The sequence below is a fragment of the Ignavibacteriota bacterium genome (assembly GCA_019637995.1).
Taxonomy (GTDB): Bacteria; Bacteroidota; Ignavibacteria; order Kapaibacteriales; family UBA2268; genus JANJTB01.
In genome coordinates this window covers 872,950-886,598 of sequence record JAHBUQ010000002.1, presented here as the reverse complement: position 1 = coordinate 886,598, position 13,649 = coordinate 872,950, and the positions used below count along the sequence as shown (strand labels likewise).

Genomic DNA, 13,649 nt, shown 5'->3' with positions numbered 1-13,649 from the left:
TAATCAATGAGCTCAATTAATATTTCGTAAGATATTCTGACTCAGCCATCCTCCTCATTATCCCGCCTTCCCATAGAATTCTATAGTGGCTGCCTTTTTCAGACCAGGGACATTCGTCCGGCTATACAGCGGCGATACCGTGCAGGATTCACACCTGCTTCCCTTTTTAGCAATCATGTTTGCTAAACCGAAATAATCAGAAGGCAAAAATATGCTTTTTTCATATAAAAAGCAAATACTTTAACAAATTCATTAAGGTTAAAACCAAAATATAAATAAATTTGTATAATTTTAATTAAAAATTAATATCATTCGTCATATTAACATTGTATAATTTTGTGCTTTATTTTTAGGAAACATGGAAACCTTACCACTGGATAAATTTAGAAATTTTTGTATCATTGCTCACATTGACCATGGCAAATCCACACTCGCTGACAGGTTGCTGGAATATACCGGCAGAGTGACAGCACGTGAGATGACAATGAATCAGATTCTTGATGATAATCCGCTCGAACAGGAGCGTGGCATTACTATTAAGCTTCATGCAATTCAAATGAATTATATCGCCGATGACGGTCAGGAGTACATTCTAAATCTGATTGATACACCGGGTCACGTTGACTTTACTTACGAAGTTTCCCGTTCTCTTGCTGCCTGTGAGGGTGCATTGCTTATAGTTGATGCTACACAGGGAATTGAAGCGCAGACAATCAGCAATTTGTATCTTGCAATTGGTAACGACCTGGAGATTATTCCTGTTTTAAATAAAATTGACCTTCCCTCAGCAGCAACAACAATTGATGATGTTAAGCATCAGGTTATGGAACTAATCGGCTCAAAGGAAGATGAACTAATTCTTGCATCAGCTAAGCAGGGTATTGGGATTAAAGATATTCTTGAAGCTATAGTAAAAAGAATTCCGGCTCCAACCGGTGACCCAAATGCACCTTTGAAAGCATTGATTTATGACTCAATTTACGATTCATACCGTGGTGTAATTGTTAATGTAAGAGTCTTTGAAGGCACTCTCCGCGAAAATGAAAAAGTATTTTTTATGATGACCGGGAAAGTTTACGAAACTGAAGAGGTTGGCATTCTCTATATGAACAGGCAACGCACAAAAATGCTGCAAGCCGGAAGTGTTGGATATTTTACTGCAAGTATTCGTGATTTACATGATACGAAGGTCGGCGATACAGTTACTTATGACAAGAATCGCTGCCAGGGAGCTATTGAAGGTTTTCAGGTTGTAAAGCCTATGGTATTTTCAGGTATTTATCCTGCTGATGCCGACGATTTTGAAGATTTACGTGAGGCTTTATCTAAGCTTGTTCTTAATGATTCTGCAATAACATTCGAGCCTGAGTCATCAAATGCGCTTGGCTTTGGTTTCCGATGCGGTTTTTTGGGACTTCTTCACATGGAAATTGTTCAGGAAAGATTAGAGCGTGAATTTAATCAAACTATCGTAACAACTGTTCCCAATGTAAGATATAAGGTCATCAAAACCAATGGTGATGAGGTTTATGTTGATAATCCCGCAGAACTTCCCAAACTATCGGAAGTTGTGGAAATTCAGGAACCGTTCATTAAGGCTCAAACTCTTACTCCCCATGAATACGTTGGTAATTTGATGAAACTCTGTATGGACCGACGTGGAGTTCTAAAAAATCAGACATATTTATCGCAAACACGAGTTGACTTGCATTGGGAATTACCTTTAGCTGAAGTTGTTTTTGACTTTTATGATAAATTGAAATCCCTTACAAAAGGATATGCATCACTTGATTATGAATTTTATGAGTATCGTAAAGGAGATTTAGTCAAGCTGGATATTATGCTTAATGGCGAACCCGTAGATGCACTTTCATCTATTGTCCATAGGAATAAATCTTATGAATGGGGTAAGAAATTATGCGATAAGCTCAAGGACTTAATACCTCGTCAAATGTTTGAAGTAATTATTCAGGCGTCAATTGGTGCAAAAGTTATCGCACGCACAACTGTTAAAGCATTACGAAAGAATGTTACAGCAAAGTGCTACGGTGGCGACATTTCACGTAAGAGAAAACTTCTTGAGAAACAAAAGGAAGGTAAGAAACGTATGAAACAAGTAGGAAGTATCGAAATTCCGCAGGAAGCATTTCTTGCAGTGTTGAGTATTGATTAATTTTTTATAAATTGGAATTAGAAAAATGAATGATAAACCGGCATTTAGTTTTGCATCATTATTGAAAAAGAAAAAAGAAGTAAAAAAGCCCGAAACAGCTAAGGAACAATTCATTTCCTGGGTTAAAACAATTTTTGGCGCTATAATAGTCGTAATGTTTATAAATGGTGCTGCTGTAGCATCATTTGTTGTGCCGACAGGTTCCATGGAAAATACAGTTATGACAGGTGATTTCCTTTTTGTAAATAAATTCCTTTATGGTCCTACTACACCTCAGTTAATTCCATTTTTGAATATACCTCTTCCATTTTACAAATTTCCTGGAATTAAAGAGCCTGAGAAAAATGACGTAATCGTATTTATATATCCGGGTGACCGTGACCAGGCAGAGCCTACAGAATTTGTTTATTATTTGAAAAGATGCGTAGCTACTGCAGGCGACTCTTTGGAAATCTTAAATAAAAAACTTTTTGTTAACGGAAAAGAAGTAGAGCTTCCTGAGCATGGCAGATATGACCGTAATTTACCGATTTATCCCGGTGATAAGCAACGTACATTCCCACCGGGTGCCGATTATACCCGTGATAATTACGGTCCAATCAGAATTCCTAAAAAAGGCGATGTACTTGATTTAACTCCTCAAAACATTCGCCAATGGGATGTATTTATAACCCGTGAAGGACACGAAGTAACTTCCACTTCCACAAATGTTTATATTGATGATAATATTGTAACTCAATATACTGTTGAGAGGGACTATTGTTTTGCTCTTGGAGACAACCGTGATAACAGCCTTGACAGCCGTTATTGGGGATTTGTTCCTTTTGACAATGTTGTTGGCTCACCTATTGTAGTTTATTGGTCATGGAATACCGATATACCTCTATCAGATTTTTTTGCTAAATTAGGGTCAACAAGATTAGGCAGAATGGGTACACTCATTCGTTGATAAAATGAAAATAAATCAAATAGAAAACACTTCAGAAACTGATATATTCGCAAGCTTGAATATTCGCTCAGTTGCTGAAGTGTTTTTTATTATTATTTTGGTGATACTTTTTCTAAAGTCATTTGTACTCGAATTTTACAAAGTCGAATCCAGCTCAATGGAGCCTGAACTTGCTAAAGGTGATATAATTCTTGTCAGTCGTTTGGCTTACTTCTTTGGGTTTCCAACAAGAATTCCTGTAATTGCATATAATCCCGGATTATATTTGCGAATAAATTATTCCGAGCCTAAGCTTGGGGATATTATTGTAATTGACGCTAAAGAAACTGTGAATATTCCGGAAAGTAATTTTATAATCAAGCGTGTTACCGGCATTCCGGGAGATACTTTATTTTTGAGAAATACTATTTCAGGAGAATATATTTATAATTTGAAGCGAAATGCTGTTAATAAATTTGGGCGTGAATTACTTATTCCCAAATTCGGTGACTATGTAAATATTGATATAAATAATTTGAAATTTTATGCCCAAATATTACTAAATGATGGAAAAAACGGCAAGATTTTAATTGATTCAATTAATCAAAATCCTTTGTTTACTAAAAAATATAAATTTCAAAACAGCTATTATTTTGTTACAGGTGATAATTCAGAATTAAGCCTTGACTCACGTAAATTTGGATTAGTTCCGGATAAGTCTATTATTGGCAGAGCTGAATTGCTAATTTTTCCCAGAGATAAGAGCAACAGATTCAATTTACTTTAATATCTCAATCGGAATTACCGGATAAATAATCAGATACATACTTGACAATAGAAATCATTTTGGAATAATTCATCCTTTTTGGTCCGATAAGACCTATCGTACCACAAGCTGTACCAACTTTGTAAGTACTTTTTATTAAGCTGTATTCCTGAAGAGTATTGTTGTTAAGCTCTTTACCGATATAAACTTTGACCTGTTCGCTGTCATCAAGTTGCTCAAGCAAATGAATAATTATATCTTCATTTTCAACCAATTCAATTACACCTCTGACCCGCTCTAAGTCCTCAAATTCGGGATAATTCAGAAGATGGTGAGTGCCTGTTATGGCAACTCTGTCGCCTGACGTTTCGCGGGAGAATATTTTGTCAACCGAGCCGGTGAAAAGCCTTATCAATGGTGCATTTTTAAGTGATAAATCGCTTACAATATCCTTGAAATTATCTCTGATAAAACTAAGTTTTCTGCCTGAAACTCTTTCATTTATATTCCTCGAGAGTTCATCCAATTGACCAAAATCTGTATCAAAATCAGCTTCTATGGTCACAGTACGAACAATATTTGATTCAAGAGCAACAACTACAAGAATTTTGCTTGAACTAAGTTCTATAAGTTCAATTTTTTGAATAGTCAAATCGCGGATATTTGGGAATTGTACAATTCCCAAATACTTCGAAAGCATGCCCAAAATTCTGGAAGCATTTTTAAATATAGCTACATCTTCGGGTTGATTAAGTGAATCTTGTACCGAAAGAATCTCTTTTTTATTTAATTTCTCAATTTTGGAAATCGTATCAACATAAAAACGGTAACCCTTATCAGTTGGAATTCTTCCGGCTGAAGTATGAGGATGGCTGATATATTCCAGCTCTTCAAGGTCAGACATTATATTCCTGAGAGTCGCAGGTGACAGCTTCAAATCGTTATTGATATATTTCGACAGGAATCTCGAACCTATCGGATTTGCTTTCAAAATATAAAGTTGTACAATTTGACGTAAAATCTCCCTTTCGCGGTCGGATAGATCGCGATGAATTTGTTTTGCTATGTTGATATTTTTAGACATTATTAATGAGACGATTTAAAGTCGCTTTTAATCATTTACTTTATCGCCTGCAAGAAATTTAATTACAAAAACACTTCTTTGCTTCTCGAATACTTCACGGAGTTCTGATTTGAGTAAATCCATAATTAAATCATAATCACCTGAAATTTGCGTGCTGATATTGTTCTTAAGCACACTAATGCCATCACGTTTGTCAAGTTTTGAAATAAATTCTTTTATTACTGGAATAAATTCCTCAGTTAGAGGATAAAGACTGATATCTAATGAAATTTTCATTTGCGAATCTCAATTTACATTTAAATAAGTAGTAGATAATAAAATTGTAAAATTATTGTAAAGTAGATAGATTGTTTGTGACATTTTCAATTAAAACTTGTTGAATATAAAATAAACTGCAAGGATAAGACATACAAATCCGGCTAAATGATTCCAGCGCAGTACTTCATCCTTAAAAAATAGAAATGTAAATAGTGTGAAAACAGTTAAAGTAATGACCTCCTGAATTACTTTCAGCTCTACAAGTGTAAATGTGCCGCCATTTTGAATGTATCCATATTTATTTGCAGGCACTTGAAAAATATATTCAAAAAAAGCAATTCCCCAACTTATAAGTATTATCATAAATAAACTCAAGCGGTTGAATTGTGGCATTTCTTTGAATTTAAGATGTCCGTACCACGCTAATGTCATAAATATATTTGCTAAAGTGAGCAAGCCGATAGTAGTAATTGATTTCATATTAAAAATATTCTGTAATTAATGAATAATGTATATTTAAAATGCCATTATCGAAATATCATTTATATTATTTAGTAACGTATAAAAAAATATAAGTTTTCTTACTTAAAAAAAACAAGTCTGCCATAAAAATGTAGTATTGTAAGAATTGAGCTTATGAAGTACTCAATATTATAACAAAAATCACATTTTTAAGACAGACTCGACTTATCTAAAATAAATATTAAAATCCCAAAAGATTAAAATTTTATAGCAATTCCTTTTTCGAGGTTTTTATCTGTAAGAGCTTGTAAGAAAGTTTTGATGCTCTTAGTTTCATCTGCTGTGAGCTGCTTTCCTAAATTGATATCAGCCATTGTATTGATTGCTTCGTCAAGCGATTCTACAGCACCATCGTGATAATAAGGGGCTGTCAGAGTAACATTTCTTAGCTGAGCCACTTTGAAAAAATATTTATCTAAATCGTTTTTAGTAACATCATATCTTCCTAAATCTTTAACATTAGCGTAAGGTTTGATCAAGCCCATTTTTTGATACATAGAGCCCCCAAAAAGCGGACCTGTGTGACAAGTGATACACCCTACATCTATAAAAGTTTTTAAGCCGTTTAGCTCTGCATTTGTAAGTGCAGTAGGATTCCCGTTAACATAATCATCAAATCTTGATTTGGAAATTAATGTTCTCTCAAAAGCTGCAATAGCGTGAGCTAAATTATCATAAGTAATAGCATTTTTTACGCCTGGGAAAGCTTTACCGAACATTTCCTGATATTCAGGTATACCCGAGAGTAATGTTTCGCATTCCTTTTCGCTTGGCATTGCCATTTCATCCGGATTTAGAATCGGTCCTTTTGCCTGACCATGCAAATCCGGTTCACGTCCATCCCAAAACTGTACAAACTGAAAACCAGCATTCAGCACAGTCGGAGAATTTCTAACGCCCTCTTTGCCTTCGATTGCACCCGGAGATACACGCAAATTGTCATCACCGGCTTTTCCGTTTGTGATGTCATGACATGTGTTGCAGGACTGAGTATTGTTAACTGATAATCGTGTTTCAAAATATAATGTTTTTCCAAGTTCTACCAATTCCGGAGTGTCATTTTCGCTTCCAGGCATTTTGTCAGGCAATGCGCCGAAAATTTGTTTAGCACGTGCAAGTAAATCAGCTTTTGCCTCAGCTGATAGTTCTATTTTCTGTTCTGGCGTATCGCCACTCTTGTCTTCACCGCAAGATGAAAGTAGAAGTATTGTTATGAAGAATAAAGATAATATTTTTTTCATATCCTACCTTATTATAAATTAAATGAAAAATGTTATTTAAAAGTATCTTTACGATTTTGAGACTTGATTATTATTATAAATTGCTATTAAGCAATATTAAACCAAAAAATAATTTTTTAAAAAATTAGTGCATATTTAAATATCTGTGCCCAGTTAGTAAACATAAACAAACGATAGCCAATAAATCCACCAAAGCCTATAAAAGTAACACCTGCAAATTGTTTAATGCGTAGAATAGATGAATTTGAAAGTTTATGACGATTTCTAATAACAATCAAAGATAGCACATAAAGCCAAAGGAAATTACCTAATCCAAAGCCAATCGAAAATATTATATTCTCATTAAATGAATTTGGAAAAAGACCTATTTTATGTACCCAAGCCGACATAATAGTCAGTGATGGTACAAATGTAGGATTTGCAAGATTAGTGAGAGCGAGAGCAACTCCTAAAAACAGAGGACCCTTATTCTTTAAATTTTGGATAAATTTTGAGGAAGATACCTGAGGGTTTTCTTGGAATTCTATTTCCGAAACTCTATTGGCTCGAAACTGAGTAAATCCGAAATAAATTAAGCCTGCTACAATTATGGATTGAAATGCAATAGATACTATCGGATTTTCTACAAGATAACTATCTACAGCACTATGAATTGCTGATGCAGCAAAAATTGCTACTATGCAATAAATCATATCCATACTTGCTGTGCCAATTGCAAACTCAGCACAATCTTTCCTGCTTTTTTCCAAACCAAGCCGGATATTCGCCATCGCTATTGGTCCCGGCGGCATGGCTAAGATGAAGCCAATTACGGCACCTACTATTATCGCTGTGACCATTTCAATATCCTAAAAAGTATCAAAATATTCAATAATTAAACCAAATTTTTAAAAGTGTGCAAAAAATCTGACACAATGTAACATTTTTTTTTTGATTTACCAAAATTTTAAAAAATTTTATTAATCGGACAGTTAAAAAATTAATCTCAAAAAATTTTTTTTTCTGACTCCAAATATTTCCAAATAAAAAAAAGATATTAGCGTTTAAGCAGATAATGTATTATTTTATTAAATGTCTATTTTCAACAAAAGAAGGTATTATGGAAACCTCACAAAAAGGAAAGTGCCCTGTAATGCACGGGGCAAATACAGAATCAAGCAACTCTGTAATGAGTTGGTGGCCCAATGCCCTCAATCTTGATATTCTTCATCAGCACGACACAAAATCAAACCCCTTAAGCTCGGACTTCAATTATCGCAAAGAATTTAATAAACTGGATTTTGAAGCATTAAAAAATGACTTAAGAAAACTAATGACTGAAAGTCAGGACTGGTGGCCCGCAGACTGGGGACACTATGGCGGATTGATGATTCGCATGGCTTGGCATAGCGCCGGTACATACCGCACTTCTGACGGTCGGGGAGGAAGCAATACAGGTAATCAACGATTTGCTCCACTTAACAGCTGGCCTGACAATGCAAATCTTGATAAAGCTCGCAGATTACTTTGGCCCATCAAGAAGAAATACGGCAACAAGTTATCATGGGCTGATTTATTCATTCTTGCAGGTAATATGGCTTATGAGTCAATGGGATTCAAGACATTCGGTTTTGGCGGCGGTCGTGAAGACATTTGGCACCCCGAGAAAGATATCTACTGGGGTGCAGAAAAAGAGTGGCTTGCACCTACAAAAAGCCGCTATTCAAACGATGAAGAACGTGAATCACTTGAGAATCCTTTAGCTGCTGTACAAATGGGACTTATTTATGTCAATCCTGAGGGTGTTGACGGTAAACCAGACCCACTCAGAACTGCACAGGACGTACGCACAACATTCAAACGCATGGCTATGAATGATGAGGAAACTGTTGCTCTGACAGCCGGTGGACACACAGTCGGCAAAGCTCACGGTAGTGGTGATCCATCTCTTTTAGGACCGGCTCCTGAGGGCGAGGATTTGCACGAGCAAGGGTTCGGTTGGGTAAACCCAAAAGGTAAAGGTAATGCTGAAGACACATTGACGAGTGGTATTGAGGGAGCATGGACAACAACTCCTGACCGGTGGAATCATACTTATTTTCACCTTTTATTGAATTATGAATGGGAACTAAAGAAGAGTCCTGCCGGAGCATGGCAATGGGAACCAATTAATATCAAAGAAGAAGACATGCCTTTTGATGCTCATATTAAAGGAGTTCGTAGAAATCCCATTATGACCGATGCCGATATGGCAATGAAGATGGATCCGGAATATCGCAAAATTTCAGAACGATTTTATAGTAATCCCGAATATTTTGCTGATGTTTTTGCAAGAGCATGGTTCAAGCTCACTCATCGCGACCTCGGTCCGAAGAGTCGTTATTTAGGTCCGGATGTACCAAAAGAAGACCTTATTTGGCAAGACCCTATTCCATCAGCAAACTATACTTTGACTGAAACTGAAATTGAAGAATTAAAAGCTATGTTGCTAAATAGCGGTTTATCACATACTGAGCTTATAAATACAGCATGGGACAGCGCCCGTACTTTCAGATGCTCAGATTACCGTGGTGGAGCAAATGGAGCAAGGATTCGACTTGAGCCTCAAATATCTTGGGAAGGAAACGAACCTGAAAGTCTGAAAAAAGTTCTAAATACACTTTATGAAATCCAAAACAGCTTGCAAAAGAAAGTCAGCATTGCCGACTTAATTGTTCTGGGCGGTAGTTCTGCAATTGAACAAGCAGCAAAATATGCAGGTTTCGACATCAAAGTGCCTTTTTATCCGGGGCGCGGGGATGCAACTCCCGATATGACCGATGCTGAGTCATTTGATGTGCTCGAGCCGGTCCATGATGGCTTTAGAAATTGGTTAAAGAAGGAATATGCAGTTAAAGCAGAAGAGTTACTTTTGGACAGAGCTCAACTTATGGGACTGACTGCACCTGAAATGACTGTTTTAGTTGGTGGAATGCGTGTTTTGGGAACTAATTATGGAGGTACTAAACATGGCATTCTAACTGATAAAGTTGGTATTTTGAGCAATGATTTCTTTGTTAATCTGACAGATATGAATAATAAGTGGCTGCCAATTAATGAGAACATTTATAATATTGTTGATCGTAAAAACGGAGCAACTAAATGGACAGCTACAAGGGTTGATTTAGTCTTTGGCTCTAATTCAATCTTACGGGCATATTCTGAGTTTTATGCACAGGATGACAATATGGAAAAATTTGTCAGGGACTTTATTAAAGCTTGGGTAAAGGTTATGAATGCTGACCGCTTTGATTTAGCAATGTAGTTAAAATATATTTTGGGGCTGCATCACAAGTGTTATTAAAATGCTATAATGCAGCCTCATTTATTATGTGTAAGTTCTTTGTAAATACCAAGATACTGCCGGGCAATAATATTAACATCGTAAATCTTTGCTTTTTCTGCTGAAGCTTCAGACATATCTGCTAACTTGACTTTATCATTCATAACATTTTCAATTATTTCTGCAAATTTGATTGCATTTCTATTTTTAACTATATAACCTGTTATACCACTTTCAATAATTTCCTCAGGACCACCACAATTAGTTGATATTACAGGCGTGCCGCAAGCAAGTGACTCAATAGTAATTTGAGAAAATGACTCAAATTTTGATAAAATTAAACAAATATCAGCTGAGCGGTAAATATCAGCAAGCTGATTCTCATCTGAAACAAAACCAATTTGAACAATTAATTTATGATTGCAATAAATACTTGTATTTTTTCCAACAGCGATATAATTAAATTTATCTCCCAAAATATTTACAATTTCTATAAATAAATCAGCTCCTTTATTCGAAAGTTTGTGGTCATCTGAAATAAATATAATATTTCTTTTATTGTTATTGGGGAATTTTGAATTTTCGGAAAATGCAATTCTTTTATGAGAATTATAAATATTAAAGTCTACACCATGAGGAATAAATTTAATTGACTTTTCCGGAAAAAGACCTGATTTAATAACTTCGTTCTTTTGAAATTCAGAAGGGTTTATTACTTTTAAATATTTCGCTTTTGAATATGCATTTTTTTTTATCTCAATATTACGAGCAACATATTTTTGAAATTTTGAAATATCTGAATCGGGCCAATGATTGCCTCCCGAAATTGGGTTGAAATCATGAATAGTCCAAACAATTGGTTTGGTGTTTTTGTTAAAGAAAGATTTAATATCAACAAAATCGGCAATATGATGAAGGTGGATTATATCAGCCTTTTTGAATAATTCATGTTTAGTTATATCAATCAAAGTATTTGGAAAAGTAAATATGTTTTCATCTAAGTTTTTAATACTATGCACGATTTTTCGGTATGTTGGCAGGAAATGTCTTTGGAATAAACTTAGTGGCTTTAAAGCCAGAATTCTATCTTCAAAAAAACCTGTAAAACTTACATCATTGCCTCTTTTATCAAGGGATAGAATCTTTGAATTTATACCCAAAGAATTCAGCCCGGCTGAAAGTCTTTTAGCCGCAATCGCCGAGCCGCTTGTATCAGTTGTATTTATGTGCAGTACATCCATTTAATCAACGGTTTGGGAATGCTGTTTTAGTAGAGTTGACCTCAATATTTGAAATTGTTTGATAAAAATATTCTTTGTAAGATTTATTATATTCCTGCAAATTATAATATTCAATAATTTCTTTTTCATCGGATTTAATGCGATTGACAATAGCGATGAGCACATCATCGGATTCTTCATCGTAACTGATCAAAATATCCATACTGAAGGTTCCTGCAACTGTTTTATTAGCACGTAAGGATCCGGTTTCTTCGTTTGTTGATACAACAGCAAAGCCACCTTCTTTCAGAGTTTCAGGAGTTGACAGGAAGAAACTGCCAATTCCTAAATTGGACTGAAATTTAACATATCTGTTTTGAGAAAAATCTATAGAGCTGCATGATGTAGCCAGCATCAAAACTAAAAATAAGGGACAAACAAATAATTTCATAATATTAATTTGATAATAATTGATAATAAATATCTGAAAAGTAACATTTTTAAGTGTAATAATCAAGTTTTTTGAATAATTTTTTGTAAATTTGCTTGAATTTATTTCTACAACAATTTAATTTTAATTAGGAGGTGGTTATTTTGGGTAATTCACGGAAATATTCCCACGAGGAAATTCTGATTAAAGGTTAGGGCGGGCGGGACAGTTTTTTACATAATTCGATTATTTTACATTCAAAATTTGATAATTTGAAATTTTTTTTGAATTTTTTGCTGTATTTCATTATTTTGGTATTTTAAAAATTGTTATTAATTAATTTTTTCCGATAAAATTGGAGTTTTATTATGTTTAAATTATTTAAATTATTAGTAATAATGTTATTAACATCGTTATTACTTTTATTGCAGAGTTGTTCGGAATCCTCAACACCTACCCCTACAAACGATCCGGGTAAAGTTGAAATAATCAATTCATCTACCGGTGGTTCGGTAAAAACAGATAAAGGTGCAGAAGTTATTGTACCGGCTGGTTCAATAGCAAACAGAAATGACGGAAGTTCCGGTTCAGTATCTTTTTCTATCGAATCAGCTGTAAATCAGTCAGACCTTCCTACACCTATTCCCACTATGTATAAGGTTATCGGCTCAATCTATGCTTTCGGTCCATCAAATTTTGTTTTTACTGAGCCAGTGCACATTTTTCTTCCGGCAGAAAGCGAAAGCTCACCTGAAGGATTAACAATTATCTGGTATAATGAATCTGAGAAACAATGGATACTTCTTCCTTTAAGCGATATAGACGCTACTAACAAACGTCTGGGAGTTAGTGTTTTTGAGCTTGGTTATTTTGCTGTTGTCAGATTTCAAAACCCATCCTCCATTTCAAAATCAGATGAAATAATGAACGATAAAAGAGTCGGCGGAATCAGGTATTCACATCCATCAAACACTGAATATTACTTTACACTTACAATCAAAGCAGTTACTTATAAATATCCTGAAATAGGTTGGCCAAACCTTATTGGATATAATGTCGGTACGGGTTCTAATCCCACAGGTGGTCCAAGGCCAAAAACTCACATGATGAACATTCCTCAGGGGACTTACACAATCGAATTGAGTCGTGTTAAAAGAGGCACTTTGTCAAGGCTTCCCGGAGAAAGAGAAACTTATTCAAACCCAATATTGGTTACAGTTGGACCTTATACGAGTGTGTTTGGTTGGGATGCTGAAAGTTTTCAGGGTTGGACAGAACTAAACTTAGGCGGAGGAGACTGGAGAAAAGGCAATCCGGCAGATTGGCCTCAGCCAACAGTTCCTTATGGCACTGGTCAGTTTCAGGCGACTTTAAGCTGGCAGAATGCCGGGTCCACTTGGACAGATCTTGATTTACACGTATTCGGACCTAATGGAATACATGTTTATTTTGGAAATGATGTTTCACAAGACGGCTCATTAATGCTTGATGTTGACTGGATAGATGAACCGGGTAACGCTGTAGAAAATATTTTCAGCACAAAGCCGATGCCTAAGGGTGAATATAAAATCGGAGTTTTTGTATATGATGGTTTTGTACCTAAACCTTACGAAGTTAGAATTATAAGGCAAGGATCAATTGTAAAAACACACAGAGGAACTGCAACAAGAGTTGGCGATGAGGAGGATGACCTTATAGTAATTCAGACGTTTAGAATTGATTAATT

Annotated in this window: 12 protein-coding genes and 1 riboswitch; of the genes, 5 read left to right on the top strand and 7 right to left on the bottom strand. The window is 35.3% G+C overall.

What is annotated here, in order from left to right; translation table 11 throughout:
- Window positions 1-8 precede the first annotated feature (8 nt).
- A riboswitch (cobalamin riboswitch) is annotated at window positions 9-207 on the bottom strand.
- 151 nt (window positions 208-358) lie between these two features.
- The 3 genes from lepA to lepB (KF896_09815) are packed head-to-tail and all read left to right on the top strand — an operon-like array spanning window position 359 to window position 3,888.
- Window positions 359-2,173, top strand: coding sequence for a translation elongation factor 4 (gene lepA / locus KF896_09825; GenBank protein ID MBX3044005.1), 1,815 nt, complete (start codon window positions 359-361; stop codon window positions 2,171-2,173).
- 25 nt (window positions 2,174-2,198) lie between these two features.
- Window positions 2,199-3,122, top strand: coding sequence for a signal peptidase I (gene lepB / locus KF896_09820; GenBank protein MBX3044004.1), 924 nt, complete (start codon window positions 2,199-2,201; stop codon window positions 3,120-3,122).
- A gap of 4 nt (window positions 3,123-3,126) precedes the next feature.
- Complete coding sequence (lepB, locus tag KF896_09815) at window positions 3,127-3,888, top strand: signal peptidase I (protein MBX3044003.1); 762 nt, start codon at window positions 3,127-3,129, stop codon at window positions 3,886-3,888.
- Between the two features lie 4 nt (window positions 3,889-3,892).
- Here the strand turns inward: lepB (KF896_09815) and hrcA are convergent, their stop codons facing one another.
- The 5 genes from hrcA to KF896_09790 form a co-directional block, all read right to left on the bottom strand.
- Window positions 3,893-4,951, bottom strand: a complete 1,059-nt coding sequence (gene hrcA / locus KF896_09810; GenBank protein ID MBX3044002.1) for a heat-inducible transcription repressor HrcA — start codon at window positions 4,949-4,951, stop codon at window positions 3,893-3,895.
- Between the two features lie 27 nt (window positions 4,952-4,978).
- Entirely contained in the window at window positions 4,979-5,227 is a 249-nt protein-coding gene (locus KF896_09805; protein MBX3044001.1) for a hypothetical protein, read from the bottom strand.
- 90 nt (window positions 5,228-5,317) lie between these two features.
- On the bottom strand, window positions 5,318-5,689 hold the full coding sequence (locus KF896_09800) for a DMT family protein (protein ID MBX3044000.1): 372 nt from the start codon (window positions 5,687-5,689) through the stop codon (window positions 5,318-5,320).
- A 239-nt stretch (window positions 5,690-5,928) separates the two neighbouring features.
- Window positions 5,929-6,972, bottom strand: coding sequence for a cytochrome-c peroxidase (locus KF896_09795; protein ID MBX3043999.1), 1,044 nt, complete (start codon window positions 6,970-6,972; stop codon window positions 5,929-5,931).
- A 116-nt stretch (window positions 6,973-7,088) separates the two neighbouring features.
- A complete protein-coding gene (locus tag KF896_09790) occupies window positions 7,089-7,811 on the bottom strand; it encodes a LysE family transporter (protein MBX3043998.1) in 723 nt (240 codons plus the stop codon).
- Window positions 7,812-8,071: 260 nt separating this feature from the next.
- Between KF896_09790 and katG the strand changes: the two genes are divergently transcribed.
- Window positions 8,072-10,255, top strand: a complete 2,184-nt coding sequence (katG, locus tag KF896_09785; GenBank protein ID MBX3043997.1) for a catalase/peroxidase HPI — start codon at window positions 8,072-8,074, stop codon at window positions 10,253-10,255.
- 56 nt (window positions 10,256-10,311) lie between these two features.
- Here the strand turns inward: katG and KF896_09780 are convergent, their stop codons facing one another.
- Both KF896_09780 and KF896_09775 read right to left on the bottom strand, forming a co-directional pair.
- Complete coding sequence (locus tag KF896_09780) at window positions 10,312-11,514, bottom strand: glycosyltransferase (protein MBX3043996.1); 1,203 nt, start codon at window positions 11,512-11,514, stop codon at window positions 10,312-10,314.
- A gap of 4 nt (window positions 11,515-11,518) precedes the next feature.
- A complete protein-coding gene (locus tag KF896_09775; GenBank protein MBX3043995.1) occupies window positions 11,519-11,944 on the bottom strand; it encodes a hypothetical protein in 426 nt (141 codons plus the stop codon).
- Window positions 11,945-12,291: 347 nt separating this feature from the next.
- Between KF896_09775 and KF896_09770 the strand changes: the two genes are divergently transcribed.
- Window positions 12,292-13,647, top strand: a complete 1,356-nt coding sequence (locus KF896_09770) for a hypothetical protein (GenBank protein ID MBX3043994.1) — start codon at window positions 12,292-12,294, stop codon at window positions 13,645-13,647.
- Window positions 13,648-13,649 lie beyond the last annotated feature (2 nt).